We start from the raw sequence: 26399 nt of genomic DNA, 5'->3' as shown, positions 1-26399 counted from the left end.
GGTGAATCCCCCATGAGAGCGCGCAAGGTGCTGCTGACCGCCGTGACCGCGATCGTGGCCGCGGCGGCCAGCCTCTACGGCCTGACGACGGCCGACGCCGCCACCTACCCCAACCCCGGAGTCGTCACCGGCTCGACGTTCGCCCACGACCCCACGATGATCAAGAAGCCGACCGGCGGGTACCTGCTCGCGTACACCTCGCCCGGCATCGGCCTGAAGACCTCGGCGGACCGGACCGCCTTCGCCGACGCCGGGAAGGCCTTCCCCAACGGCACGCCGTGGGCCGACTCCTACACCGCCTCGGACAAGAACCTGTGGGCGCCGGACATCACGTACGCGGGCGGCAAGTACCTGATGTACTACTCCGCCTCCACGTTCGGCTCCAGCAAGTCGGCGATCTTCCTGGCCGCCAGCACGACCGGCGCGGCCGGCAGCTGGACCAACTACGGCAAGGTCGTCGAGTCGACGGCGACCAGCGGCTACAACGCCATCGACCCGAATCTCGTCATCACGTCGTCCGGTGAGTGGTGGCTGAGCTTCGGCTCGTTCTGGAGCGGCATCAAGCTGGTGAAGCTCAGCGCGGCGACCGGCAAGCGGGCCGACAGCACGATGTACTCGATCGCCGAGCGGTTCGTGAACAGCAAGTCGGTCGAGGCGCCGGTCATCGTCGAGCGCAACGGCTACTTCTACCTCTTCGTCGCGTTCGACTTCTGCTGCAAGGGCGCGTCCAGCACGTACCGGATCATGGTCGGGCGGTCGAAGAGCATCACCGGGCCGTACGCCGACAAGTCCGGCACGGCGATGACGGCGGGTGGTGGCAGCGAGATCCTGGCGTCGCACGACGCGGTCTACGGCCCCGGGCACCCGGCCGTCTTCCAGGACGGGTCGCAGACCGTGCTGGCGTACCACTACTACCAGGCGAACGGGGACGCCAAGCTCGGCATCAACCTGCTCGGCTGGGACTCGTCGAACTGGCCCTACGTCTACTGACGCTGCTCCAGGGCCTCGGCCGCGAGCTCCAGCAGGTCCTCGCCGATCGGCAGCGGTGCTGGATCGAGACAGCGCTCCAGGAGCAGCTCGACCAGCGCCGCCCGGTCGACGATCCGGCCTTCGTCGATCATCCCGGGCAGGATGCGGATCTCGACGGTGTCGCGGATCGGCGGTTCGTCGGCGATCACCTGAGTGAGGTTGACATCGAAGAATTTCGTGAGATCTCCGATCTTCGCCGCTCGTTGAAGCTCGGCGCGTGACGGATCTCCTTCCACCGCGTCGATCAGTGGCTGAGGGAGGGGCGCCAGCCGGCGGCAATGCGGATTCGTCGCCAAGGTCCGGCGCAGCGGCTCGCGCCAGTGGGCGAACAGACGGATCAGATTCGACAGAGCCGCCGCGTCGCGGAACGGCCCGCCGTCCACGTGCAGATGGACGGCCGCCTCCTGCGGGACCGTGAACCCCAGCTCCCGGGCCGGACCGAGCAACTCGGCGAGCGCCTCCCGGTGCCCCGTGGCGAGTGGCGGAGTGATCACCTCGCAGGGGCGTTCCCGCTCACCGGACACCGGCGCCGCCAGCGCGACGGTGGCGCCGGCCGGATCGTCGAGCCGGAAGAACGGCCCGTGCTGCCGGACCTCGGTGCCCCACAGTTTCGCCGCCGGTTCGAGCGCGACCGGCAGCCGGGAGGCCGGGTCGCACTGGGCGGCCAGCAGGCGCAGCAGCCGGCCGTCGTCGGTGAGGATCCGGAACCAGCCGGGGATGGCGGGCGCCTGCGGATCCAGCCCGGCGAGCAGCGTCACGTCGTCGACCAGGGTGCAGAGCAGCGTGCCGTCACCCCGGCGCACTTCGAAGCCCGGCGTCAAATGCAGGAACCGGCCCAGACCCGGGACCAGCGACGGCTCGCTGTCGTGATGCCAGACCGGCCGCACACTGCCCCGGCAGCGCCCGGCGAGGTCGAGGGCGAGCGTGCGCCGGCTGACACCCGGAGGCGCCATCAACTCGATCTCGAAGCCGATGCGCCGGCGCAGCCGCTCGTCCGTCCCAGCCGGTTCAGAAGACACGGCTTGATCAGAGGTCACGGCTGGAACGGCAGCGTCTCGCCGGCCATCAGCTTCTTGCCGCCGGCGATCTTCGCGGCCCACGCGTCGTCGAGTTTCCACAGCTTGGCGAGCTTCACCGCGTCGTCGATGTCGTAACCCGCGTCGAAGAACGCCCCGACCTGCTCGCCCTGTTCGTACTCCTCGATCTTCTTCTGGTCCGGCTTCACGCCCGGCAGCGTCTCGGCGCCGTCGAGCAGGCGCTTGCCACCCTCGACCTTGGCGTCGAACGGGTCGTCGAGCTTCCAGAGTTTCGCCAGCTCCTCGGCGTCCTCCCAGTCGTAGCCCGCCGAGAAGTACGCGCTGAGCTGCTTCTCCTCCTCGGTGCTGGGCGTCGGCCGCTCGTCCGGCACTTCCTCGGAGGCGGCCGGGTCGGGCGCGACCGGCAGCGTCTCGCCGAGCAGCAGCCGGCGGCCGGCCTCGGCCTTCACCGCGCCGATGTTCTCCGGGCTCATCTGCCAGAGTTTCGCCAGCGCGACGGCCTCGTTGTAGCCGTAGCCGGCGTCGAAGTAGGCGTCGTACCGCGCCAGCAGCTCCTTCTCCGCGGCAGACGGGTCGGGCGACGGCGTGGCAGGGGCGCCGGCGGGGAGCCCGGCGACCGGAACGGCCTGCGGCCCGGCCGGCAGGATGGCCGGCAGGTTCGCCACCCCGGCGATCAGACCGGCGCTGAGCACCGCGCCGCCGGCTGCCTGCGCGCCACGCCGCCGCCACCGGCGCCTGCGGGCCAGCTCTTCGACGCGGGCGTAGACCAGCGCGGGATCGGGCGTCTCGTTCTCATGGGTCTGGAAGGCTTCGCGCAGCCGGTCAGCGTGCTGGGTCACGACCACTCCTCGGCGTGGATTCGTTGATTCTGCTCCCGCTCCTCGAGCCGGAGGGTGCGAAGTGCTTTCGACGCCTGGCTGCGCACCGTCGCGGGCGTGCAGTTCAGCAGATCGCCGATGGCCTCGTCGTCGAGCTCCTCGTAGTAGCGCAGCACCAGGACGGCCCGCTGCTTGCGCCCGAGCGTGGCCAGCCGGTGCCACAGCGCGTCGGAGTCGACGACGGTCTGCGCGTGATCGTGCACGCCGCCGCGGGCGTCATCGATCTCGGTGAGACGCTCGCCGGCGGCGTGCACGTTGCGGAAGGCCCAGCTGCGCCGCCACGAGAGGTATTCGTTGAGGACCATCCGGCGCACGTAGGCGTCCGGCGAGTCGGAGCCGCTGATCCGCCGCCACTTGACCTGGGCGCGGGCCAGCACCTCCTGCACGACGTCCTGCGCCAGGTCGCGGTCGCCGGTCAGCACCACCGCGTAACGCAGCAGGCTCGGAAGGCGCGCCACCGCGAATTGCTCGAAGGTCACACCTATACAGACGCGCGACGGCACGGTTCCGTGCACTCGTCGGCGAAGAAATTTCTTGCGGGAGGGTCAGCGGCGGCCGCGGAGGATGGAACGGGCCACCAGGAACGCGGCGAGGAGGACGAGCTGGCCGCCGGCGACGATGGCGTTCACGTTGACGGCCGGGCGCCAGGTGACGCAGCCGTCCTTGATGACGTAGACGCCGGCCGGTCGTGCGGAGAACCCGAACCCGCCGCCCGAGCCCTCACCCTCGGGCCGGCCGCCGGCCTCGTCCTCCTCGTTCTTGCGCGGCATCAGCCCGCTGCCCGACCCGGCGCCTCCGCCGCCGGACACCACCGCCACCGGCACGACGATGACGCCGTCGGACTCGATGGGCGTGCCGAAGACCCGGCTCGCCATCGCCGCGTCGAGACCCTCCCGGGCCTTGGCGAGGATCTCGGTGCTGTCAGTTCTGGGAGCCATGTGATCACCCTCTACTGCGAAGCGGACCCGGCCTCCCAGCGTGCCTCCGCGGGTCAAGCGGGCGGCGGGGCGGTGCTCCGGCGGATCGTCAGGGTGGTGGGGACGAGGTCGGTGCCGGGCGTGGTGGGCTCGTCGTGGATCTGGTCGAGCAGCAGGCGTACGCACCGGCGCCCCACCTCGGCGAAGTCCTGGTGCACGGTGGTCAGCGGCGGCAGGTAGGCGGACGCGTCGGCGATGTCGTCGAAGCCCACGACGCTGACGTCCTCGGGCACCCGCCGGCCGGACTCGTGCAGCGCCCGGAGCACGCCGAGGGCCATCTGGTCGTTCGCGGCGAAGACCGCGGTGCAGGACGGGTCGGCGGCGAGCCGCAGGCCCGCCTCATATCCGGAGTCGGCCGACCAGTCGCCGCGCTCGACGGCCGGCGCCGGTCGGCCGGCGTCGTCGAGGACCCGGCGCCAGGCGCCGGCGCGGCGCTCGGCGGCGAACGACTCGGCCGGCCCGGCGACGTGGTGGACCGTGCGGTGGCCGAGTTCGAGCAGGTGGCGGACGGCCTGACGGGTCCCGTCGGCCTGGTCGGTGTCGACCACGGGGTAGCGGTCGCCGGCGTCCGAGTCGACCACGACGACGTGCACGCCGGGCGGCAGATGGACGGCGGTGGTGTCGAGCAGGTGCACCTCGATGATCAGGATGACGCCGTCGACCGCCAGCTCGCCCATCCGTGTGAACGCTCCCAGCACGTTGTCCTGGGTGGGCACGCCGACCGGGATGAGCGTGATCGCGTACCCCTCGGCGGCGGCGTGGGTGGCGATCGCCTCGACGGTCCGGCTGTTGCCGGTGGAGGCGAGCCCGAACAGGATCACACCGAGGGTGTTGAAGCGCCCGTAGCGCAGCGAGCGGGCGGCGCTGTTCGGCCGGTAGCCGAGCTCGCGCATCGCGGCGAGGACCTGTTCACGGGTGGATTCGACGACGCCGGCCTGCCCGTTCGCCACCCGGGAGACGGTCTGGGACGAGACGCCGGCCAGGCGCGCGACGTCGGCCATCGAGACGCGTTGCTTGCGACGCCCGCCGGGGACGTCGGATCCGGCGCGCAGCCGCTGGGTTTCGATGGTGACTCCTTGACCGCTCTGGTGACGCGTGCCACTATACGGCCCAACCCGTTTACGTAAACATCCTGACATCAGCCCGAAATTGTTAACGTAAACATCCTTGGAAGGAGGGCAGTGTTGACCCGGCGTTCCTGGATCGGATGGCAGTTCACCGGTCCGTTCCTCGCAGTATTCGCCCTGGTCTTCCTGGCCCCGATCGGCTACTCGGCGTACCTCAGCCTCTTTCGCAACCGGCTGGTCGGCGGCACTGCCTTCGTGGGACTGGAGAACTACACCAAGGCGTTCAGCGATCCCCAGTTCTGGGAGGCGCTGACCCGAGTCGCGATCTTCCTCGTCGTCCAGGTTCCGCTGATGCTGTTCCTGGCGCTGCTGTTCGCGCTCGCGATCGACAGCGGCCGGCTCTACGGCGCGGCGTTCTTCCGGATCTCGATCTTCCTGCCGTACGCGGTGCCCGCCGTCGTGGCCGCCCTGATGTGGGGCTTCATCTACGGCACCCGGATCGGCCTGGTCGGCAACATCAACGACGCGTTCGGGATCACGCTGCCCGATCCGCTCGCGCCGGACCTGATCCTCACCTCGATCGGCAACATCGTGACCTGGGAGTTCGTCGGCTACAACATGATCATCCTGTACTCCGGTCTCAAGGTGATCGACGCCGCTCTGTACGAGGCCGCCGCGATCGACGGGGCCGGCCAGTTCCGGATCGTCCGGGCGATCAAGCTGCCGGCGCTGCGGGGCCCGCTGGTGGTCGCGACCATCTTCTCGATCATCGGCAGCTTCCAGCTCTTCAACGAGCCGCAGATCCTGGACACCCTCGCGCCGAACTCGATCACCACCTACTTCACCCCGAACGTCTACGCCTACCAGCTCTCGTTCGGCGGCCAGCAGGTCAACTACTCGGCCACCATCGCGCTGATCATGGGCGTGGTGACGATGGTCGTCGCGTACCTCTTCCAGCGCCGCAGCCTGAAGGGGGCGATCTGATGGCCGTCGCCGCTCCTCCGAAGATCCGCCCAGCGGTGCTCAAGCAGGCCACCAAGCCGGCCCGTACGAAGAGCATCACGCTGACCCTGCTCATGGGCATCGCGCTGATCTACAGCCTGCTCCCGCTGATCTGGCTGACGATCAGCGCCACGAAGAGCCAGGAGGGCCTGTTCGGCTCGTTCGGCCTCTGGTTTTCCGGCGACTTCTCGCTGGTGCGCAACATCACCGACACCTTCACCTATCAGGACGGTGTCTTCGGCCGATGGTTCTTCAACACTTTCCTGTACGTCGTGGTCGGCGCCGGTGGCGCAACCCTCCTGGCAGCACTCGCCGGGTACGGACTGGCCAAGTTCGACTTCGCCGGTCGGCGCGCGGTCTTCGCCCTGGTGCTCGGCGGTGTGGCCGTCCCGCCGACGGCGCTCGCGGTGCCGACGTTCCTGCTGTTCGCGAAGCTCGGCCTCACCGACACGCCGTGGGCCGTGATCATCCCGACGCTGGTCTCGCCGTTCGGGCTCTACCTGATGTGGACGTACTCCCGTGAGGCGGTGCCCGACGAGATCCTCGAGTCGGCCCGGGTCGACGGCGCCGGCGAGTTCAAGAGCTTCTTCTCGCTCGCACTCCCGCTGCTCGCGCCCGGCATCGTCACGGTCCTGCTCTTCAACACCGTGATGACCTGGAACAACTTCTTCCTGCCGCTGATCATGCTGCGCGACTCCGACCTCTTCCCGCTCACCGTCGGCCTCTACTCGTGGAGCGAGCAGGCCACCACCGCGGGCGGCGACGTCGTCTTCAACCTCGTGATCACCGGTTCGCTGCTCACCATCGTCCCGCTGATCGTGGCGTTCCTGCTGCTCCAGCGTTACTGGCAGTCAGGTCTCGCCGCGGGAAGCGTGAAGCAATGATCCCTACCCCGAAGGGAACGCCAATGAAGATCACCCGTCGGCGTGCGCTGCTCGGCGCCGCCATGTCGATAACGCTCCTCGCTGCGGGCTGTGGCAGTGGCGGCGACGACGAGCCCGGCACCGAGAAGGCCGCCGAGACCACCATCTCCGACGCGGACGTGCAGGCCGCGCTGGAGGCCGGTGGCCAGATCACGGTCTGGGCCTGGGAACCGACCCTCAAGCAGGTCGTCGCCGACTTCCAGACCAAGTACCCCAAGGTCAAGGTCAACCTGCAGAACACCGGTACGGGCAACGACGCGTACACCGCGCTGCAGAACGCGATCCAGGCCGGTACGGGTGTGCCGGACGTGGCGCAGATCGAGTTCTACGCGCTGCCGCAGTTCAGCCTCTCCAAGGCGGTGACCGACCTCAACACGTTCGGCGCCGCGTCGCTGGACGGCACGTTCAGCCCGGGCACCTGGAACTCCGTGCACTCCGGCGAGGCGATCTACGGCCTGCCGATGGACTCCGGGCCGATGGCGCTCTTCTACAACAAGGAGGTCTTCGACAAGTACCAGCTCGGTGTGCCGGCGACCTGGGAGGAGTACGCGGCGGCCGCGGAGAAGCTGCACAAGGCGAACCCGAAGGCCTACATCACCAGCGACAGCGGTGACGCCGGCTTCACCACCAGCATGATCTGGCAGGCGGGCGGCAAGCCCTACACCGTCGACGGTACGAACGTCGGCGTGAACTTCGCCGACGCCGGCACCCAGAAGTTCACCGCGCAGTGGCAGAAGCTGATCGACGGCAAGCTGCTCAACCCGGTGCCGGGCTGGAGCGACGGCTGGTACGCCGGCCTCGCCGACGGCACCATCGCCTCCCTGGTGATCGGCGCCTGGATGCCCGCCAACCTGGAGTCCGGCGTCAAGGCCGGCAACGGCAAGTGGCGGGTAGCGCCGATGCCGCAGTGGGACAGCGCCGGCAAAGCCACGTCGGAGAACGGCGGCAGCTCGATCGCCATCCCGGAGAAGGCCGTGAACAAGACCCTCGCGTACGCCTTCCTCAAGTACGCCACCGTGGACGAGGGAGCACAGACCCGGGTCGACAACGGCGCCTTCCCGGCCACCACCAAGCAGCTGAACGCGCCGGAGTTCCTGAACAAGGAGTTCCCGTACTTCGGCGGTCAGAAGGTCAACGAGGTTCTCGCCGCGTCCGCCGGGCAGGTCGTCCCCGGCTGGTCGTATCTGCCCTTCCAGGTCTACGCCAACAACGTCTTCAACGACACGGCCGGTAAGGCGTACCTCGGCCAGGGCACCCTCCAGGACGGGCTGAAGTCCTGGCAGGACGCATCGATCAAGTACGGCCAGGAGCAGGGTTTCACCGTTAAATGATCTCTTCTGAAAACACTCCCCGGCGCTGGCTGCGCCGCGCCGGGGAGGCGCGTCTGGAATTCGGCGCCGACTACAACCCGGAGCAGTGGCCGCGCGAGGTCTGGGACGACGACGTACGGGCCATGCGGGAAGCCGGCGTCACGATCGTCTCGCTCGCCATCTTCTCGTGGGCCCGCATCGAGCCGCGCGACGGCGTGTTCGACTTCGCCTGGCTCGACGACGCGATGGACCTGCTGCACGCCAACGGGATCTCGGTCGACCTGGCCACCGCCACCGCGTCGCCGCCACCGTGGCTGACCACTTCCTCTCCGTCGATCCTTCCGGTGAACGCCGAGGGCAACACGGTGTGGCCCGGTGCCCGGCAGCACTGGCGGCCCACCTCGCCGATCTTCCGTGAGCATGCGCTGCGGCTGGTCCGGGCGCTGGCGACCCGCTACGCCGGTCATCCCGCGCTGGTCGCCTGGCACGTCAACAACGAGCTGGGCTGCCACAACGTCTACGACTACTCGGACGACGCGGCCGTCGCGTTCCGTGCCTGGCTCCAGGATCGCTACGGCGACATCAAGAAGCTCAACGACGCTTGGGGTACGGCCTTCTGGTCGCAGCAGTACAGCGACTTCGCGGAGATCCTGCCGCCACGGCTCGCCGCCTCGCACCCCAACCCGACACAGCAGCTCGACTTCAAGCGCTTCTCCTCGGACGCGCTCAAGGAGCACCTGCGCGCCGAGAAGGCGATCCTGCGCGAGCTGACGCCGGAGGTGCCGGTCACCACGAACTTCATGGTGATGGGCATGAAGCCGATGAATTACGCCGACTGGGCGAGCGAGGTCGACTTCGTCTCGAACGACCACTACGTGGTGCTGCCGAACCCGCAGGCCCGCGACGAGCTGTCGTTCTCGGCGAACCTGACCGGCATGATCGCCGGTGGCCGGCCGTGGTTCCTCATGGAGCACTCCACGAGCGCTGTCAACTGGCAGCCCGTCAACGTGCCGAAACGGCCGGGCGACATGGCCCGTGATTCGCTCACCCATGTGGCGTACGGCGCCGACGCGGTCTGCTTCTTCCAGTGGCGGCAGTCGAAGGCGGGCGCCGAGAAGTACCACTCGGCGATGCTGCCCCATGCCGGGACCGAGAGCGCGGTCTTCCGGTCGGTCGCCGAGCTCGGCCGTCGTCTGAGGGAACTGGCGGCGGTCGCCGGCTCCGGCCGTACCGTCGCAGAAGTGGGAATCGTCTTCGACTGGGAGTCCTGGTGGGCCTCCGAGCAGGACTCCCACCCGACCGAACGGGTGCGCTACCGGCAGGAGGCGCTCGACTGGTATTCGGCGCTGCTGGAGAACGGCATCCGCGCGGACGTGGTGCCGACCGGCGGGGATCTCGAGGCGTACAAGGTCCTGATCGCGCCGATGTTGCACGTGGTGCCGGCGTCGTTGGCCTCGCGATTGACGCGATATGTCGGGAATGGCGGACATATCGTGACGACATACTTCTCCGGGATCGTGGATGAGAACGACCACGTCTGGCTCGGCGGCTATCCGGGCGCGCTGCGGGACCTTCTCGGCATCCGGATCGAGGAGTTCGCGCCGCTGCTCGACGGGGACAGCGTCGACCTCGACAACGGCGTCACCGGGGAGATCTGGACCGACCGGATCGACGTGGTGGCGCCCGAGGTGGAAGTGATCGCCCGCTACAAGACCGGTGAGCAGGCGTCCCGTGCCGCCATCACGCGCCGGGTGGTGGGGGAGGGGTCGGCTGCCTACGTGTCCACACGGCTCGGCGCCGGCGGGCTGGCCGCTGTCGTGCCGAGTCTTCTCGGGCCCGCCGGTGTGGTCAGTGAGCTGCCGGTCGAGCTGCGAGGCCGGGTCGAGCTGGCGATCCGCGGTCGGCACCGCTTCTACATCAACCGTACCGACGAGCCGGTGGAACTTCCGGGCGGCGAAATCTTGGAACCGCGCGGCGTCCACGTGGAGTCCTGATCGCCCGCCGGCCCGAGCCGGATCGTGGAGCGGCTAGGGAGGCCCGAGCCAGATCGTGAAGTGGCTAGGACGGTCTGAGCCAGATCGTGAAGCGGCCAGGACGGTCCGAGCCGGATCTTGGAGTGGCGGGGGAGGTCCTAGCCGGATCTTGGAGCGGCGGGGGAGGCTCGAGCCGGATCTTGGAGGGCTGGGGAGGTCCTAGCCGGATCTTGGAGCGGCGGGAGACGTCCTAGCCGGATCTTGGAGTGGCTAGGGAGGTCCGAGCCGGATCTTGGAGTGGCGCGAGATGTCCTAGCCGGATCTTGGGTGATCTTCTACCTCTGAGGGTCGAGGATCGCCCAAGATCCGCGTGCGGCGTGCGGCGTGCGGCGTGCGGCGTGCGGGTGCGTTATGACCTGCGTTGTGCAGCGTGCGTTGTGCGGCTGCGGCAGGCAGCATGCGGCGGGACGAAGGCTATTCGGATCTTGGAGTGGCGGGACGAAGGCTGGCCGGGTCTTGGAGTGGCGGGACGAAGGCTGGCCGGATCTTGGAGCGCTGAGACGAGAGGACTGGCCGGATCTTGGAGCGGCGGAGCGAACGCTGGCCGGATCTTGGAGCGGTGAGACGAGGGGACTGGCCGGATCTTGGAGCGGCGGAGCGAACGCTGGCCGGATCTTGGAGCGGTGAGGCGAGGGCTGGCCGGATCTTGGGCCGTTCTCTACCTCTGCGGGTCGAGAATGGCCCAAGATCCGGCGTGCGGGCGTGCGGGCGTGCGGGCGTGCGGGCGTGCGGGCGTGCGGGCGTGCGGGCGTGCGGGCGTGCGGGCGTGCGGCGCGAGACGTGCGATCGGCGGCCCCAGGCGAAGGCGAGCGCGGCGTTCGAGCGGCGGACCACTCAGAGGCGGCCGGGTCTGAAGGCTGTCGCACCTGACTCGGTGATCGCCAGGCGGTCGCCGTTCGCTGCTATCCAACGGCTTGGATAATTGTAGGCGCGCAATGCGATGGCGCTGCCGCCGCGAATCGACTCCGAGCAGAATGTGCTGTCGAGGTCGAACAGATTCGAGTTCTCGGCACGGTCCAGATGGATAACGAAGTCGCGGTGCCGGAGATAATATCCGGGAAAGTTTACTGATTCCAGGGAGAAGCAGTCGAGCGCGGCCCGGCCCTTGCGAATCACGAAGCGCGCGTCGTTCTTCTCCTCTTCCGGGTCGGACGAGGAGATCGCGGCGATGCGGCCCTCGTAGTGCTGGTGCCGCACGCGGTAGCCGGGGCGGTCCAGGAGTTCCAGCCCGACCGTCGATCCGGCGGTCAACCTGACCGGCTGAGGGGCGGGCGGCGGCGTGGTCTTCGCCGGTGACGGTTCGACGGTGCGCCACGAACGGTCGGGTGACGGTGACGCGCTCCTGGTGGCGACGGGTGCGGCAGGCGCGGCGGCTGACAGTGTGGGGATCTCGCTGGTCGGCGCGGGCAGCAGCGGGATGGTCTCCTCGGGCTGGATCGGGAACGCCGGGAGGTCCACCCGCGGGGCCCGGCTCTGCTGGGCGACCGGCGCCGGATCCTCGGTGCGGTTCAGCGCCACGATCGCGGTCACGCCGCAGCCGAGGGCGGCGACGGCGGCCAGGATCAGGAAATGGCGGGCCGACGGCGGCGGCGCCGATCGGCCCGGTCCGAGCGCGAGGCGCTCCGGCGTGCGGGGGAGAGCGGGGCGGGCGGGCAGGTTGCCGGCTTCCTGATCGGTGGAATACGGCGGGACCCAGCCGCCAACGCGAAGGCCCTCATCTTCCGGCATCAATTCCACTTCCCGTAGAAATTTCGCGCATAGCGACTTAATGGTTCGATAATGATCTACAGGTATCGAGGGGTCGAGGCAAGAGGTTGAGGCCGGGAATTCATATGGGAGCGATCCCAGTCGAACTGATCGGGCTCTCTGTCCGTATCCCCGGCTGGAGCCACCAGCGCGCTACCGAGGAGACCCCGCGTGGACAGTCCCGCCGTTCCCGCCACCCCGCCAGACGTTCCCCGAAGCCCGGAGAAGGAGCAGATCTCCGATCTGCCGGACATATCGGAGTACTGGCCGGACGCCCCGCACCGCGTCGGCCCCCTCGCCGACCACTACGAGCTACCCGGCTCCGAACCGACCCGCACCGGCCGTGGCCTCATCCCGGACGCGTATCCCGGCTCCACCCGGCCCACCCTGGAGCTTCATCTGAACTCGCGGCCACGGCACGGCTTGCGCCGTACGACGCTGGTGTTCGCTGCTCTTCTGCTCCTGACCGCGGTCGCCGGATGGGCGGTGCTGCGCGGCGGCGAGGAGGAGACCCGGCTGCCGTCGTTCCAGCCGCCCGCCGCGCTGGCGCCCGGCAACGCTCCGGTGGAGATCGGCGAACCGGAACCCAGCGCCGCCCCGGCGGTCCCGGACTCGGCCACCTTCGAACTCGTCGACGGCACCACCGAGGTGAACGTGACGGTGGGGACCGTGCCGAGCGGGTGGTACCGGGTGACCAGCCCCGGCGGCAGCGGCGTGACACCGCGGGCGGAACTCGACGGCGACACCGTCAAGGTCTTCGTCGAACCCACCGGCCCCGAGGGGTCGGCCCGGGTGGACGTGCTGCTCAGTGAGGACGTCGCCTGGTCGATCCGGATGCGGGGCGGAGCTCGCGTGGCGAACTTCGACCTGACGCGCGGCGCCATCGATCGGGTGGATCTGATCGGAGGGGCGGCGCGATTGACGCTGGCGCTTCCCCGTACCGACGCCGCTCTTCCGATCTTGATGGGCGGTGGAGTCAACACCTGGAAGATCAGCACGGACGGTGAGGTGCCGGTGAAGGCGGTGTTCCGCAGGGGCGCGGGAACCGTCACGCTCTACGGCGACAAGGACAAGGGCGTGCCGACCGGGGCGACGCTCGGTTCCGGCTCCGACTCCTCCGGCGTCGCCGTGACCGCCGAATCGGGCGTCGGCACGCTCACCGTCACGGCACGGTGACCCTGGTTGGCGGCGTCGTCTCCCGGTTCGGCACAATTCCGGCGTGACACGAGCAGAGGGCGACGCCGCACCACCGGAGACCACCGTCTCCGTGGACCACTTCACCGGCATGTACCTGGCGAAGGACGATCCCTGGGATGTGGCGACGCTCTGGCACAACCAGCGCAAATACGCGGTGACGCTGGCCAGCCTGCCGCGGGAGCACTACCGCAGCTGCTACGAGCCGGGCGCCTCCATCGGCGTCTTCACCCGGATGCTGGCCCCCCGCTGCGACGCGATCCTGGCGACCGACAGCGTCCCGGAGGCCGTCGACCAGCTGCGCTCGCAGACAGCCGACCTCCCGCACGTCACGGCTTCGCTCGCCGCGGTGCCGGCCGAAATGCCGTCCGCGACGTTCGACCTGGTCGTGATCGGGGACCTGCTCTACTACCTCTCGGCCGCCGACTTCGACGCCTTCCTCACCGGCCTGACCTCGGTCCTCGAACCGGGCGGCGACCTGGTGTCGCTGCATTTCCGGGACCGCGGCAACGACAACTACGACGGCTTCAACGTGCACGCCGCGTTGCTGGCGCGTCCCGAGTTCGAGCATGTCATCCGCCACGAGGACGAGTGGTTCCTCCTGGACGTCCTGCGGCGGCTTCCCTAGCCCTTGTACGCCGGCCCACCGTGGCGCGGTCACCGGGCGGCCGCTACGGCGTCGTCCTCCTTCGCCATCGCGTCCTGGCGGCCCGGCTCCTCGTGCAGGATCGCCGCGTTCAGCCAGTGTTCCGGGATCGCGAACGCGTCGACGAGGGTTCGCAGGTCCGGGCGCAGGGCGCGCAGCAGGTCGTTCACCACGCCGGTGACCGCCTTGGAGCGGGCCGGTGTGAGGCGGCCGTGCTCCAGGAACCAGCCCTTGTCGGCTTCGATGACGCTGAGGGCGTAGAGGTCGCAGACCCGGGACAGCAGCGTCCTGGCGGCCGGGTCGGTGGCCCGTTCGATGCCCGCCACGAACGCTTCGAGGGTGACCCGGTCGATGTGGGCTGCCGCCGTACGGAGAACATGGTCCTGAACGTCGTTGAAGATGTCGAACGGGCGGTCCTTCTTCGTGGCGGCGCCGGCCCGGAGACGCCGGATCGCGCCTTCCAGGGTGTGCTTCTCCCGGTCCTCGAACATCTTGAGATGCCAGCCGCGGTCGGTCACCGCGACCTCCTCGTCACGTCCGGGCACCGCGCTGACCAGGCGCTGGATCACCGAGCGGGCGGCGGTGCGCTCCAGGACCATCTCGCGGACCTGCTCGGCGACGAACGTGGCACGACCCCAGCCGTCGAGCGAGCCGAACGCGTCCCGGTAGCCGGTGAGCAGCCCCTTCGCGACCAGTTGCAGCAGCACCGTGTTGTCGCCCTCGAAGGTGGTGAACACGTCGGTGTCCGCTTTGAGGCCGGGCAGCCGGTTCTCCGACAGGTATCCGGCGCCGCCGCAGGCCTCCCGGCACATCTGGATCGTGCGGGTGGCGTGCCAGGTCTGCATGGCCTTCAGACCCGCGGCACGTGATTCGAGTTCCCTCTGGCGATGCTCATCAAGATCAGAGGCTTCTGACTGTACGTCCGCGAGCGTGGCGACGAGCTCCTCCTGAGCGAACGCGTACGCATAGGTCGTGGCCAGGGCCGGCAGCAGTTTGCGCTGGTGAGCCAGGTAGTCGTTGAGCAGCACCTCGCGCTCGTCACCGGGCTTGGTGAACTGGCGGCGGCTGTCGCCGTACCGGACGGCGATGGTGAGAGCGCTCCGCGTCGCCGCCGAGGCCGCGCCGCCGACCGTCACCCGGCCGCGGACCAGGGTGCCGAGCATCGTGAAGAAGCGCCGGGTGTCGTTCTCGATCGAGCTGGAGTAGGTGCCGTCCGGCGCGACCTGGCCGTACCGGTCGAGCAGCATGTCGCGAGGGACCGTCACGTGGTCGAAGGAGATCCGGCCGTTGTCCACGCCGAGCAGACCGGCCTTCGCTCCGGCGTCGCCGATCGTGACGCCGGGCAGCGGGTTGCCGTCCTCGTCCCGGATCGGGACCAGCCACGCGTGCACGCCGTACCGCTTGCCGCCGGTGATCAGCTGGGCGAAGACGACAGCCATCCGGCCGTCCTTCGCCGCGTTGCCGATGTAGTCCTTGCGCGCGGCCTCGTGCGGGGTGTGCAGGTCGAACGTGCCGGTCGACGGGTCGTACTCACACGTCGTCCGCAGCTGCTGCACGTCCGAGCCGTGACCGGTCTCGGTCATCGCGAAGCAGCCCGGCAGCGCCACCGTCATGATGTCGCGCAGGTAGGCGTCGTGGTGCTTCCTCGTGCCGAGCGCGACGACGGCCCCGCCGAACAGACCCCAGTGCACGCCCGCCTTCACCATGAGCGAGAGGTCGACCTGGGCGAGCATCTCGGCGGCCACCACCGAGCCGCCCTGGTCGCCGGATCCGCCGTACTCGGCGGGGAAGGCGTCGACCACGCCCACGTCGAGCGGGATCCTCCGGATCAGGCTGCTGATCCGGGCCCGGGCCTCGACGCCGTTCTCGCCGGGAACCGTGACGAAATCGGCGCCGAGCCCGTCCCGCACCGCTTGACGCACGTGCGCCCATCGACCGTCCAGCACCTCTTGCAGGCGCGCCGGGTCGACGGAGTTCTGCTGACCGTTCATGGGCCGATATTACCCACGGGTAACCTCAGTCAAGCAGGAAACCGGGACATCTCACATCCCGTCGCCGGACCACGCACCCCGGGAGCGCGAGCGCACCGGCAGCGTCGAGATGACCGGCTGGTGGCTGTGGTTGTGCTCGTCGTAGTTCTCCGGGTGGCCGCCCCACTTCACCCATTCCTGAGTGGTGTACCAGTTGGTCAGCTCGCCGTCCGACCGGATGATCCAGTCGATGTCGGTCTCGGCGATGAAGTGGCCGTGCTTCACGCCCGCCGGCCGGAAGCAGTAGGTGCCCTCGTCGATGTCGCCGAAGTTGTACGCCATCTTCCCGCCGAGCGTGTAGAACTCCTCGTAGCAGGGGTGGTGCGCGAGCCGGTGGTCGGTCCAGCCCTTCTTGGCCCGGATCAGCCGGGTGTAGAAGCCGGTCTTCGGGTCGCGGTGCAGCAGCTTGATGTAGAGCGGGGTGAGCGGCCCGACCGACGTCGCCTCGGTCCACTCCATGGTGTTGGCGTCCACCACGGTGACGTCACCCGAGGCGTCCGTCTCCTTGATCGACGTCAGAGGGTCGAAGCCGGCGTCGCCGTACTCCCGCCAGTGCAGGATCCGCGACCCCTCCCGGATCTTGATCCAGTCCATCGGGACGCCCTTGGGGACCTGGATGTAGCCGCCGGCGCCGAGCTCCTGCCCGCCGTAGATCAGCGACCCCTCCACCACGTAGAACTCGGTGTCGGCGTGCGCGATCCCGGCGCTGCGGCCCCAGTCCGCGGTGGCGTGCAGCGACAGCGACGACGAGCCGTCCTCCTCGTCGGTCGACAGGCGGCGCTCAAGGATCTTGCCCTCGCCGTACGGCAGCTCACCGGTGTGGAAGATGTAGTCGTCTTCGTGGATCAGCTCCACATGTGCCCTCACGGCGTACTCCTCAGCTCGCGTTTCAGAATCTTGCCGGCGGCGTTGCGGGGTAGCGCCGCGACGGTCCGGTACTGCTTCGGAACCTTGAACCCGGCCAGCCGCTCACGCAGATACGCCTCGAGCGCATCGGCGGCGACCGGTTCCCGGCCGACCAGGTACGCGACGACCCGCTCGCCCCAGCGGTCGTCCGGCTCGCCCACGACCGCGCACTCGGCGACGGCCGGGTGGGTGAGCAGGACCTCCTCGACGTCGCGCGGGTAGACGTTCACGCCACCCGTGATGATCACGTCCTTGACCCGGTCGACGATGGAGATGAACCCCTCGTCGTCGCGGATCACGATGTCGCCCGAGGTGAGGAAGCCGTCCTCGGTCGTGCAGGCGGCCGTCGCGGCCGGGTTCTCGTGATAGCCGTTCATCAGGTACGGCGACCTGCTGTAGAGCTCGCCCGGCTCACCGTTCTTCACCGGGTTGCCGGACGGGTCGACGATCCGCACCCGGGTGCCGAACCACGGGTGGCCGACCGTGCCGGCCTTACGGCGGGCGTCCGGCGGCCGCAGGTTCGTGACGACGCCCGCCTCGGTGGATCCGTAGAGTTCGTGCACGCCGACGCCGGGGAACGCCTCGAACACCCACTCCTTGAGGACCTTGGGCAGGGCGGCGGCGTTGAAGTACAGGGTGTCCAGGGTGGGCAGGCGCGGGATCTCCTCGAAGTGGGCCCGCAGCAGCTGGGCGTGGGTCGGCACCAGGAACACCGACTGCGCCCCGTCCCGGCCGATCATGTCGATCAGCGCGTCCGGCTTGAACGACCGCAGCATGCTGACCGTCGCCCCGCAGTAGACGGCCGCGTAGGCGAACGCGAAACCGGCGCCGTGGTACATCGGGGCGACGGCGATGGTCCGCCGGCCCGGCCCGATGCCCCACTCCAGGGCGGTGGCGTAGAACGTCAGCGCCCGGGATCGGTGCGAGATCAGGACGCCTTTCGGGTCGCCGGTGGTCCCGGCGGTGTAGGCGATGCAGAACGGATCCCGTTCGTCGACCGTGATCCAGGGATCCCGCGCCGCCGCCGTGCCGATCCACTGCTCGTACTCCGGGCCGATGAGGACGACACGCCCGCGGAAGTCGGGGATCGCGAGACCGGTGTCCGCGATCAGGACCCGCGCGCCCGAGTGGTCCAGGATGAAACCCACCTCGGGCGCCGTCAGACGCGGATTGACCGGCACCAGCACCAGGCCGGCCTTGGCGATCCCCGCCGCGATCTCCGGATATTCGAGGCGGTTGCCGCAGAGCAGCGCGACCCGGTCGCCGTAGGAGAGGCCCAGCTCCAGCAGGGCGCAGGCGAGCCGCGACGACCGCTCGTCCAGCGCCGCGTAGGACAGGGCGCGATCCCCGTCCCGCACCGCGATCACGTCCGGCGTCGCCCGCCCGAACTCCCGAACCCCACCAGCGATCGTCAGATCAGCACCACCGGGCCGCAACATGCGAGAATGGAAACACCGTTTCCTTTCTCACCGCAAGAGGAGATCTCCAGGAAAGTCGCCCGCGCGACCCAGCTGCGCCGGCACTTGGCCGAGCTCCAGCTCCCCGCCGATCCACAGGCCCGCCGCTGCCGCCGCGCCGGCGTCGACGCCGGTCGCCAGGCCGGAGCGGCGCAACAGGTATGCGAGGTCCTCGGTGGCGATGTTCCCGGTGGCGGCCGGGGCGAACGGGCATCCGCCGATCCCGCCCAGGCTCGCGTCCAGTGCCGTGAACCCCGACGCCACGGCGGCTATCGCGTTCGCGTACCCGGTGTTCCTGGTGTTGTGGAAGTGAGCGCGCAGCGGCACGCCCGCCGTGACCCCGCGCACGGCGTCGGCCAGCTCGGTGACCTGGATCGGTACGCCCACGCCGATCGTGTCGGCCAGGCAGATCTCGTCGACCGGCCCGGCGTCCGCGACGATCTCCCGGACCCGCGCGACCGGAACCTCGCCGGTGAACGGGCATCCGAAGGCCGCCGCGACCGTCAGGGTCACGAAGAATCCGTCGTTTCGAGCCCGGGCGGCGACCGCGCGGAACGCCGCCAGCGACTCGGCCGTAGACATCCCCTGGTTGCGCCGGGAAAACTCGTCACTGGCGACAACTACATAGTTGATCTCGTGAGGCCGGCTGTCGCCGAGCGCCAGAGCGCGGTCGAGTCCGCGGCCGTTGAGGACCAGGGCGGCATATCTGACCTTCGGCGATCGTGGAACTTCGCGGAGGACCTCCTCCGCGTCGGCCATCTGCGGAACCCGGTCCGGACGGGCGAAGGCGGCCACCTCGATCCGCCGCAGCCCGGCCTCGATGGCCCGGGTGACCAGCGCGACCTTGACGGACGTCGGCAGGACGACCTTCTCGTTCTGCAGTCCGTCCCGCGGCCCGACCTCGACGATCTCCACCCTTGACCACCTCACCGTTTCATCTAGCGAAACACTGTTTCGCAAGGATAGGCTGACGGGCATGATCGGACCACTATCTGACATCCGCGTCCTGGAGACTGGGACCCTGCTCGCCGGCCCCTTCTGCGGGCAGCTCCTCGGCGACTTCGGGGCCGAGGTGATCAAGCTGGAGGACCCCGGCAAGGGCGATCCGATGCGCCAGTGGGGCCGGGAGAAGCCGCACGGCCAGTCGCTCTGGTGGCCGGTCGTGGCCCGCAACAAGAAATCGGTCACCTGCAACCTGCGCACCACCGAGGGGCAGGACCTGGTCCGCAAGCTGGTCGAGAAGGCGGACGTGCTGCTGGAGAACTTCCGGCCGGGCACGCTCGAACGCTGGGGTCTGTCGTACGACGAACTCGCCGCGATCAACCCGCGGCTGATCCTGGTCCGGGTGACCGGATACGGGCAGACCGGGCCGTATTCGCCCCGCGCCGGATTCGGCTCGATCGGCGAGGCGATGGGCGGGCTGCGCTACGTGACCGGCGAGGCCGACCGTGCCCCGTCCCGCAGCGGCATCTCCATCGGTGACTCGCTGGCCGCGACGTACGCCGCCTTCGGCACCCTCGCCGCCCTGCACGCCCGCGAGCGCACCGGCCGCGGGCAGGTCGTCGACTCGGCGATCTACGAGGCCGTGCTGGCCATGATGGAGTCGCTGATCCCGGAGTGGGGTGTCGCCGGTTACCGCCGCGAGCGCACCGGACCGATCCTGCCGAACGTGGCGCCCAGCAACGTCTACCCCAGCGCCGACGGCTCCGACGTGCTGATCGCCGCGAACCAGGACACCGTCTTCCGCCGGCTCGCCGACGTGATGGAACGCCCCGACCTGCCGGCCGACCCGCGCTACGCCACGCACGGCGCCCGCGGCGAGCACCAGGCCGAGCTCGACGACATCATCGCCACGTGGACCCGTACGGTCCCGTCCGCGAAGCTCCTGTCGCTGCTGCACGACGCGGGGGTTCCGGCCGGCGGCATCTACACCGCCGAGGACATCATCGCCGACCCGCACGTGCAGGCCCGCGAGGCGGTGATCACCGTCGACCACCCCGAGCTCGGCCCGGTGCCGATGCAGAACGTGGCGCCGCGCCTCTCGTCCACGCCGGGCGAGGTCAAGTGGGCCGGTCCGGCGCTCGGATCGCACAACGAGGAGGTCTATCAGGGCCTGCTCGGCCTCTCACCCGGCGAGGTCGCCTTGCTGAAGGAACGCGGCGTCATCTGATGAGCCTCGACGCCGATTACGAGACGGCGGGTTTCGCCCGCCGTCTCGGCTGGGGAAATCGCCCCGCCGTCCTGCTGATCGACGCCGCCCTGGCCTACACCGATCCCGATTCCCCGCTCTTCCTCCGGACCGGCCAGGCCGCCGCCGAGGCGATGGCCCAGCTGGCGGAGCAGGCGCGGGCCGCGAGCGTACCGGTCATCTGGACGACGGTCCGGTTCGCCGACGAATCGTGTTCGGAAGCGCCGCTCTTCGCCGCCAAGGTGCCGGCCCTGAAAGTGTTCGCCGAGGGCAGCAGGCTGGGTGGATTCGCCCCGCCGCTCGATCCGGCGCCGGCCGAGCTCGTCGTGGTCAAGCATTACGCGAGCGCCTTCGCCGGCACCTCACTGGCCGCCTGGCTCGCTTCCCACTCCATCGACACGCTCGTGATCGGCGGCTATTCCACGAGCGGGTGCATCCGTGCCTCGGCCCTCGACGCGCTGCAGCACGGATTCCGGCCGATGGTCGTCCGGGAGGCCTGCGCCGACCGTTCCTCCGGGCCGCACGAGGCCAATCTCTTCGACCTGAACGCCAAGTACGCCGACGTGGTCACCCTCGCCGAGTCGCTGGCACATCTTCCGGCAGTGTCCTGAGCAGGGTGCGATACCAGTCGACGCCCTTCAGGAACGCGTCCACCGTCAGGTGCTCGTCGAAGCTGTGAATGGCCTCGCGCTGCTTCTTCGTCATCGCGAACGGCGTGAACCGGTACACCCGCTCGCAGATCGCCGTGAAGTGCCGGGCGTCGGTGGCGGCCATCATGACGTACGGCGCCGTCACCGCCTCCGGGAAGTGCTCCGCCGTCCCGGGCCGGCACGAACCCGTCGGCGAGCAGCCCCTCCACGGCCAGGCAGACGGCGACGAGGCTGCCCTTGTCGTCGAGAGTCCCCCGCCCCCAGATGACGCCGTCCTCGACCACTCCGCCGAACGGGGGATGCCGCCATTCCCCGCCCTGGTCGAGACCGTCGGAATCCGCAGCAGGGCTTGCAGCGCCTGCACAGCGTCAGGCAGTCCTCGGTCCCCGGCAGCCATCCCATGATCACAGCCTGGATCCGGGCGGTGCCCGGCCGATGACGGCGCCGGGGCGCGCTCGGTGTGGTGATCATTTAGGGAGAAGGTACCGTTTGTCCGGATGAGAACTCTGCCTGCTCTCTGTGGACTCGCCGCACTCGTTGCTCTCGGCGCCTGTACGCCCGGCTCGGACACCGAGCCGCCGCCGACAGCCACGGCACAGTCGGAGTCGACGGCGGCAGCGCCGGCCGCCGGCCAGGAGTTCTATGTGGAGCCGGACGCTCCGGCCGTCGCGCAGGTCGCCAGCTGGACGGCAGCGGGCCGGGCTGCCGACGCCGCCGCCATCCGCCGGATCGCCGACTCACCGGCGGCGGTGTGGTTCGCCGACGACACGCCGGGGTTCGCCGATCGGGCCCGTTCGCTGGTCACCGCGGCGGCCGCTGCCGGGCGGATTCCGGTGCTGGTGGCCTACTACGTGCCGCAGCGGGACTGCGGGGCGTACTCCGGGGGTGGCGCGCCCGACGCGGCCGCCTACCGGGCCTGGACGGCGGCGCTGGCCGGGGCGATCAGCGACTCCCGCGCGATCGTGGTGCTGGAACCGGACGCCGTCACACACGTGCTGCAGGGCTGCGTGAGCGGACCGGCCGCCGAGGAGCGGCTGACGCTGCTGAGCGAGGCGATCAGCACCCTGAAAGAAGGGCCCGGCGTGCGCGTCTACCTGGACGGCGGAAACCCGAGCTGGGTACGCGACGTCGACCGTGTCGCCGCCGCGCTGATCAAGGCCGGGGTGAGGAACGCCGACGGCTTCAGCCTGAACGTGGCGAACTTCGAGACGACCGAGGCGAACGTCGCCTACGGCACGCAGATCTCGGAGCGGCTCGGCGGCGCCCGGTTCGTCATCGACACGAGCCGCAACGGCAACGGCCCGGCCGCGATCGACGGCCGGGACGCGGAGGGGCACTGGTGCAATCCGCCGGGCCGGGCGCTCGGGCCGGCGCCGACGACGAGCACCGGTCAGCCGCTGGTGGACGCGTACCTGTGGGTGAAACGGCCGGGGGAGTCCGACGGCGAGTGCCGCACGGGAGCTCCCCCGGCCGGTCAGTGGTGGCCCGAGTACGCCCTGGAACTGGCGATCAACTGAAAGCCGGCTACCGCACCCTGACCCACTTCGCCGGGGACGGCGTTCCCGCGCCGTCCATCAGGAACAGCATGTACCAGCCGGCCGGCACCAGGCCGCGCTTCTCCGGGAACGACAGCGTCACCCCGCCCGGCGCCGGCCGCACCCCGAGCGCGATCGACCGCTGGTCCACGTCGGTGCCATGGGTGACCGCCGACGGCCGGACCAGGCGGGCCGAGGCGATCCGGGCCGCGTCGGGTGTCGCGAACGACGCCTTCTCGCCGCGTTTGACCAGGCTGGGACCGGTGGGCGCGACCGGGCGGTTCTTCTGGAAGAGGTACGGCGGACTGTAGATCTCGATGCGCTGCTCGAAGACGCCGGGGTTCTTCCCGGACCGGTCGTAGATCGGGTCGCTCCCCATCGTCACGACACGGCCGTCCGGGAGCAGCAGAGCCTCGGAATGGTAGTTGCGCCCGACCGAGGGTGACGCGGCCTTACGGAACGCGTTTCCTCGTACGTCATAGATCTGTGCGGTCAGAAGGTCGCTCCGCTGACGCCCGCGATAGGGGCCGCCCCGATAGCCGGACGACCCACCACTGGTGAAGACCGTGTCGTCGGGCAGCACGACGGTGCTCAGATAGCGGGTCGGATTCGGCAGGTCGGGACCCGCCGTCCAGACCGGCCGCGGGTCGTCGAGGTCGGCGATCGCGGTGCGTGCCGTGGAGACCGGCGAGTCACCGACCGCGCCACCGCCCATGATCATCACCTTCTGATCCTGGGCGGGCGGCAGCATCACCGACGCGCTGGTCTCGGTCATCGAGCCGTCCCGGAGACCGTAGACCGGCTGGAACTTGTTCTTCTTGACGTCCCAGAGCCCCGGCGTGCGCCCCTCGGTGGCCGAGCCGTAGCCGGCGTTCGATCCGGAGAAGAAGAGCCGCTCGTCGCGGGTGAGGAAGAGCGCCGGGTAGGTCGGGAAGGTCCGCCGCAGGCTCGGCGCGGGCACCCACTTCTTCTTCTTGACCTGGTAGCGCTCGTTCGTCCCGGGGATCATCCGGCCGAACTGGTCGAGGCCGGAGACCGCCAGGATGTCGCCGCCGGCGAGGGTGGCGAGGGTCGGATACCAGCGGGGCTTGGACAGGTCGCCGGTCCGGACGTACCGCTCGGTGTCCGGGTCGAACTCGTAGGTGGTCTTGTCACCGCCGTACTCCTGCTTGTCCCGGGTGATCTTCTCGGCGATGCCGTAGAGGTTGCGGGTGTCGTCGCCCTTCAGGCCCTCGATGGAGTACTGCCCGGGCTCCTTCACGATCGGCCCGTCACCGGCCTCGGCCGCGTCCACCCACACCTCGGCCTCACCGGCGTGCACCATGGTCTGCGCGCCGTGCCACATCTTCGTCGCGGCCGGCACGCTCACGTCCGCGCGGGTCACGTAGACGCGGCCGTCGTCCGCCCGGAGCCGGGTGCCCTTCGGGAAGGCCCGGGCGCCGAAGTCGGGCGACTCGTTCTTGATCTTCATGACGCCGGCCGCGTGGGTGATGTCCTTCTCCAGCACCTCGTACGACTTCGTCCCGCCCGCGACCAGTAACTTCCCGTCGGCGAGGAACGTGTGCCCGGCACAGAAGAGGTCGGTCGGCGTGGGTACGTCGGTGAACCCGTCGGTGCGCGGGTCCCACACGATCGTGCGGAACGTACCGGCCTCGAAGTTCTGCCGGTTGTTGCCGGAGCCCGCGATGATCAGCACCTTGCCGGTCTTCAGCAGCGCCGCGTGAATCGCATTGATCTTGAAGTGGGCCGGCACCGGCAGCAGCGACCAGTGGCCGAACGTCTCCTTGTAGGACTGCCTGTTGATCGCGAACTCGTGGTAGCGGTCGGTCGCGAGGACCACGATCGGTCTATTGACCACGACCACGGCGGCCATCGCCAGGATCGTGGTCAGGGCGGTGAGCAACCGCCGGGTGATGGTCGGGCGAGGTCGGGGGGTCATACCAGGGTCTCCACTTTTTCTTCTTCTCGTGTCACTACCGGTTGTCCGGCGGGGGACTTCGCCGCCAGCCAGATCGCGGCCGGGGTCAGGCAGAGGGTCAGGTTGAGCGCGGGCCACAGCCACATCAGGCCGTGCGCGTGGCCGGCGGCGACCGCGATGAGCAGCAGGACGGCGTAGAACGCGGCCCAGCGCAGGTGCGTACGGAAGGTCAGCAGGCGATCCGGGCTGGCCGAGTCACCCTTCGGCGTCACCACGAACCCGGCGCGGCGGCGCAGCACCGCCTGCAGGAACGAGGAGACGTAGATCGGCGCGCACAGGGTGGAGAGCAGCATGCCGCTGAGCCCTGACGAACCGGCCTCCTCGTGCGGACTGACGTTGTGCCGCCGGTTCCAGAGGTAGAGGCCGACCTGGAAGATCGCGGCGTCCACGTAGAGCATCAGCCAGACCTGCTGCGGCACCTGCACCCCCCGCACCCCGCCGACGATGTGCAGAATCGCCGTCAGCGCGCCGAGCAACCAGGCCACGGCGGTCAGCGGGTAATAGGCCATGAGCAGGCCGTAGTGCAGCGCGCGGCGTACCCCCAATCGTTTGATCATGGATCCGAATTGGGCGACGCAGACCTCGTCGGTGCCGCGTGACCAGCGGTGTTGCTGGCTGAAGTAGTCGGTCCAGGAGGACGGCCCTTCGCCGACCGCCAGGACATCGGGGGTATAGACGGATTTCCAGCGATCGTTTGTCGCGGGATTGACGGTGCTGTGCACCACCAGGCTCGTCGCCATGTCCTCGGTGATCGAGTCCTGCAGGCCGCCGATGCTCTGAAGCGCCGCGATCCGGACCGCGTTGTTCGTGCCGACCAGCATCGGGACGCCCAGCCGGTTGCCGGCCCGCTGCAGCAGTGAATGGAAGAGATACTGCTGCGACTCGGCCCACCGGGTGATCACGTTGTCGTAGTTGCCGTAGATCTGCGGGCCGATCACGAACGCGACGTCCGGGTCGCGGAAGTACCCGAGGAGCCGCTCGCAGAAGTTCGGCAGCGGCACGTGATCAGGGTCGACGCTGACGAACACGTCGTACCGGGCGCCGTGCTTGTCGATCCAGGAGTTGTAGTTGCCGTGCTTGGTCTTCGCCTTGAAGCCGCCGGCGCCGGTGTTCCACTCGACCACCCCCTTGCGGCTGAAGTGGTGGACCCCCGCCTCCCGGCACATCGCCTTCACGTCCGGGTCGTCGCCCTCGTCCAGGAGCCACACGTCGTACCGGCCCGGATGCCGGATCTCCCGCGCCGCGCGCAGCGTCCGCTCCACCATCTCCAGCGGCTCCTTGCCGGGGACGATCGTGGTGAGGAACGCGACGCGCAGATCCTCGTCCGGCGGGACCGGCACCGGATCCCGGGCCCGCAGCGTGGCGAGACACAGGGTCACCACGTTGACCAGCCGGAACAGTTCGATGAGGACGGTCGCGCCGATCATCACGGCGGTGATCGCCCGCTGCCGGTCCGGCAACTCCATCGACGAGATCAGCCAGCCGAAGAACGTCGACTCGAACGCGAAGGCGAAGGCGGCGATCAGCACGGTACGGATCGGCCGCCGCCGGGAGAGTGGTCTCATCCGGACCCGGTATCCCGCCTCCGGCACCGGATCGGGGTCGCCGGCGAGACGGCTGAAGCCGTCGTAGTCGTACGTCATCGCACTCCCTGCATCCACTCGCGTCTGCGGAGCCGCCCAGGCTCCCCGGAGATAACGCGTCAAATGCGGCGCAGGGTATTTAGCATGTGTATCGGTCACTTAGCGGCAATATCCTCAAAAAGTAAACTTAGGACATCCATCCTCGGCGTCGATTCCGTCGAACCATCACG

The 26399-nt window shown here is 69.3% G+C and carries 23 protein-coding genes and 1 pseudogene; 10 read left to right on the top strand and 14 right to left on the bottom strand.

The annotated features are described in order from the left end of the window. The first annotated feature begins 12 nt into the window (after positions 1-12). On the top strand, positions 13-990 hold the full coding sequence (locus EP757_RS40930) for an arabinan endo-1,5-alpha-L-arabinosidase (RefSeq protein ID WP_127553698.1): 978 nt from the start codon (positions 13-15) through the stop codon (positions 988-990). Here the strand turns inward: EP757_RS40930 and EP757_RS40925 are convergent. The 5 genes from EP757_RS40925 to EP757_RS40905 form a co-directional block, all read right to left on the bottom strand. After that, complete coding sequence (locus EP757_RS40925) at positions 984-2048, bottom strand: amidoligase family protein (protein WP_232050264.1); 1065 nt, start codon at positions 2046-2048, stop codon at positions 984-986. The genes EP757_RS40930 and EP757_RS40925 overlap by 7 nt on opposite strands. A 14-nt stretch (positions 2049-2062) precedes the next feature. Further along, positions 2063-2905 carry a hypothetical protein gene (locus tag EP757_RS40920; protein WP_127553697.1) on the bottom strand — a complete coding sequence of 281 codons (843 nt, stop codon included), beginning with the start codon at positions 2903-2905 and terminating at the stop codon, positions 2063-2065. Next, positions 2902-3423 (bottom strand): SigE family RNA polymerase sigma factor, encoded by a 522-nt coding sequence (locus tag EP757_RS40915; protein ID WP_174262498.1) that lies wholly within the window; start codon positions 3421-3423, stop codon positions 2902-2904. The genes EP757_RS40920 and EP757_RS40915 overlap by 4 nt, the downstream gene beginning before the upstream one ends. 66 nt (positions 3424-3489) lie before the next feature. Beyond that, entirely contained in the window at positions 3490-3882 is a 393-nt protein-coding gene (locus EP757_RS40910; RefSeq protein WP_127553695.1) for a spore germination protein GerW family protein, read from the bottom strand. Positions 3883-3935: 53 nt separating this feature from the next. Continuing rightward, positions 3936-4922 (bottom strand): LacI family DNA-binding transcriptional regulator, encoded by a 987-nt coding sequence (locus EP757_RS40905; RefSeq protein WP_197725483.1) that lies wholly within the window; start codon positions 4920-4922, stop codon positions 3936-3938. A 180-nt stretch (positions 4923-5102) separates the two neighbouring features. Here EP757_RS40905 and EP757_RS40900 point away from each other — a divergent pair, with 180 nt between their 5' ends. Genes EP757_RS40900 through EP757_RS40885 form a run of 4 tightly spaced genes read left to right on the top strand, consistent with a single transcriptional unit; the run spans position 5103 to position 10217 of the window. Continuing rightward, positions 5103-5972: a carbohydrate ABC transporter permease gene (locus EP757_RS40900; RefSeq protein ID WP_127553693.1), complete on the top strand. Its 870-nt coding sequence runs from the start codon at positions 5103-5105 to the stop codon at positions 5970-5972. Next, positions 5972-6874: a carbohydrate ABC transporter permease gene (locus tag EP757_RS40895; protein ID WP_127553692.1), complete on the top strand. Its 903-nt coding sequence runs from the start codon at positions 5972-5974 to the stop codon at positions 6872-6874. The genes EP757_RS40900 and EP757_RS40895 overlap by 1 nt, the downstream gene beginning before the upstream one ends. A 23-nt stretch (positions 6875-6897) precedes the next feature. After that, on the top strand, positions 6898-8244 hold the full coding sequence (locus EP757_RS40890) for an ABC transporter substrate-binding protein (RefSeq protein WP_127553691.1): 1347 nt from the start codon (positions 6898-6900) through the stop codon (positions 8242-8244). Then, positions 8241-10217 (top strand): beta-galactosidase, encoded by a 1977-nt coding sequence (locus EP757_RS40885; protein WP_127553690.1) that lies wholly within the window; start codon positions 8241-8243, stop codon positions 10215-10217. Before EP757_RS40890 ends, EP757_RS40885 begins: the two co-directional genes overlap by 4 nt. Before the next feature lie 873 nt (positions 10218-11090). On the opposite strand, the gene EP757_RS40880 is transcribed toward EP757_RS40885, so the two are convergent. After that, positions 11091-11984: an AbfB domain-containing protein gene (locus EP757_RS40880; RefSeq protein ID WP_127553689.1), complete on the bottom strand. Its 894-nt coding sequence runs from the start codon at positions 11982-11984 to the stop codon at positions 11091-11093. A gap of 189 nt (positions 11985-12173) precedes the next feature. On the opposite strand from EP757_RS40880, the gene EP757_RS40875 reads away from it, so the two are divergent. Both EP757_RS40875 and EP757_RS40870 read left to right on the top strand, forming a co-directional pair. Then, positions 12174-13178, top strand: a complete 1005-nt coding sequence (locus tag EP757_RS40875) for a hypothetical protein (protein WP_127553688.1) — start codon at positions 12174-12176, stop codon at positions 13176-13178. A gap of 43 nt (positions 13179-13221) precedes the next feature. Further along, positions 13222-13824: an SAM-dependent methyltransferase gene (locus EP757_RS40870; protein ID WP_127553687.1), complete on the top strand. Its 603-nt coding sequence runs from the start codon at positions 13222-13224 to the stop codon at positions 13822-13824. A 29-nt stretch (positions 13825-13853) separates the two neighbouring features. On the opposite strand, the gene EP757_RS40865 is transcribed toward EP757_RS40870, so the two are convergent. The 4 genes from EP757_RS40865 to EP757_RS40850 are packed head-to-tail and all read right to left on the bottom strand — an operon-like array spanning position 13854 to position 19150. Continuing rightward, positions 13854-15833: an acyl-CoA dehydrogenase gene (locus EP757_RS40865; RefSeq protein WP_127553686.1), complete on the bottom strand. Its 1980-nt coding sequence runs from the start codon at positions 15831-15833 to the stop codon at positions 13854-13856. 51 nt (positions 15834-15884) lie between these two features. Next, a complete protein-coding gene (locus EP757_RS40860) occupies positions 15885-16739 on the bottom strand; it encodes a DUF4437 domain-containing protein (RefSeq protein ID WP_127553685.1) in 855 nt (284 codons plus the stop codon). After that, positions 16736-18217, bottom strand: a complete 1482-nt coding sequence (locus EP757_RS40855; protein ID WP_127553684.1) for a class I adenylate-forming enzyme family protein — start codon at positions 18215-18217, stop codon at positions 16736-16738. Before EP757_RS40855 ends, EP757_RS40860 begins: the two co-directional genes overlap by 4 nt. Before the next feature lie 27 nt (positions 18218-18244). Then, positions 18245-19150: a hydroxymethylglutaryl-CoA lyase gene (locus tag EP757_RS40850; RefSeq protein WP_197725482.1), complete on the bottom strand. Its 906-nt coding sequence runs from the start codon at positions 19148-19150 to the stop codon at positions 18245-18247. 61 nt (positions 19151-19211) lie between these two features. Here EP757_RS40850 and EP757_RS40845 point away from each other — a divergent pair, with 61 nt between their 5' ends. Together EP757_RS40845 and EP757_RS43620 are read left to right on the top strand one after the other, a co-directional pair. Beyond that, positions 19212-20405: a CaiB/BaiF CoA-transferase family protein gene (locus EP757_RS40845; RefSeq protein ID WP_127553682.1), complete on the top strand. Its 1194-nt coding sequence runs from the start codon at positions 19212-19214 to the stop codon at positions 20403-20405. Then, positions 20405-21034 (top strand): isochorismatase family protein, encoded by a 630-nt coding sequence (locus tag EP757_RS43620; protein ID WP_127553681.1) that lies wholly within the window; start codon positions 20405-20407, stop codon positions 21032-21034. The genes EP757_RS40845 and EP757_RS43620 overlap by 1 nt, the downstream gene beginning before the upstream one ends. On the opposite strand, the gene EP757_RS43615 is transcribed toward EP757_RS43620, so the two are convergent. Both EP757_RS43615 and EP757_RS44945 read right to left on the bottom strand, forming a co-directional pair. Further along, on the bottom strand, positions 20991-21200 hold the full coding sequence (locus EP757_RS43615; protein WP_197725481.1) for a hypothetical protein: 210 nt from the start codon (positions 21198-21200) through the stop codon (positions 20991-20993). The two genes, EP757_RS43620 and EP757_RS43615, sit on opposite strands and share 44 nt — an antisense overlap. Before the next feature lie 58 nt (positions 21201-21258). Further along, positions 21259-21402, bottom strand: a pseudogene (locus tag EP757_RS44945) (M20/M25/M40 family metallo-hydrolase); the annotation flags it as partial. Between the two features lie 168 nt (positions 21403-21570). On the opposite strand from EP757_RS44945, the gene EP757_RS40825 reads away from it, so the two are divergent. Continuing rightward, positions 21571-22590 carry a glycoside hydrolase family 6 protein gene (locus tag EP757_RS40825; RefSeq protein ID WP_127553680.1) on the top strand — a complete coding sequence of 340 codons (1020 nt, stop codon included), beginning with the start codon at positions 21571-21573 and terminating at the stop codon, positions 22588-22590. Positions 22591-22597: 7 nt separating this feature from the next. Here the strand turns inward: EP757_RS40825 and EP757_RS40820 are convergent, their stop codons facing one another. Then, entirely contained in the window at positions 22598-24547 is a 1950-nt protein-coding gene (locus EP757_RS40820) for a galactose oxidase early set domain-containing protein (RefSeq protein WP_127553679.1), read from the bottom strand. Beyond that, complete coding sequence (locus EP757_RS40815) at positions 24544-26229, bottom strand: glycosyltransferase (protein ID WP_127553678.1); 1686 nt, start codon at positions 26227-26229, stop codon at positions 24544-24546. The genes EP757_RS40820 and EP757_RS40815 overlap by 4 nt, the downstream gene beginning before the upstream one ends. Positions 26230-26399: the final 170 nt, after the last annotated feature.

The organism is Actinoplanes sp. OR16 (genome assembly GCF_004001265.1).
GTDB lineage: Bacteria > Actinomycetota > Actinomycetes > Mycobacteriales > Micromonosporaceae > Actinoplanes.
Note: the sequence above shows the minus strand (reverse complement) of the source record. Positions and strands in the feature narration are given on the sequence as shown.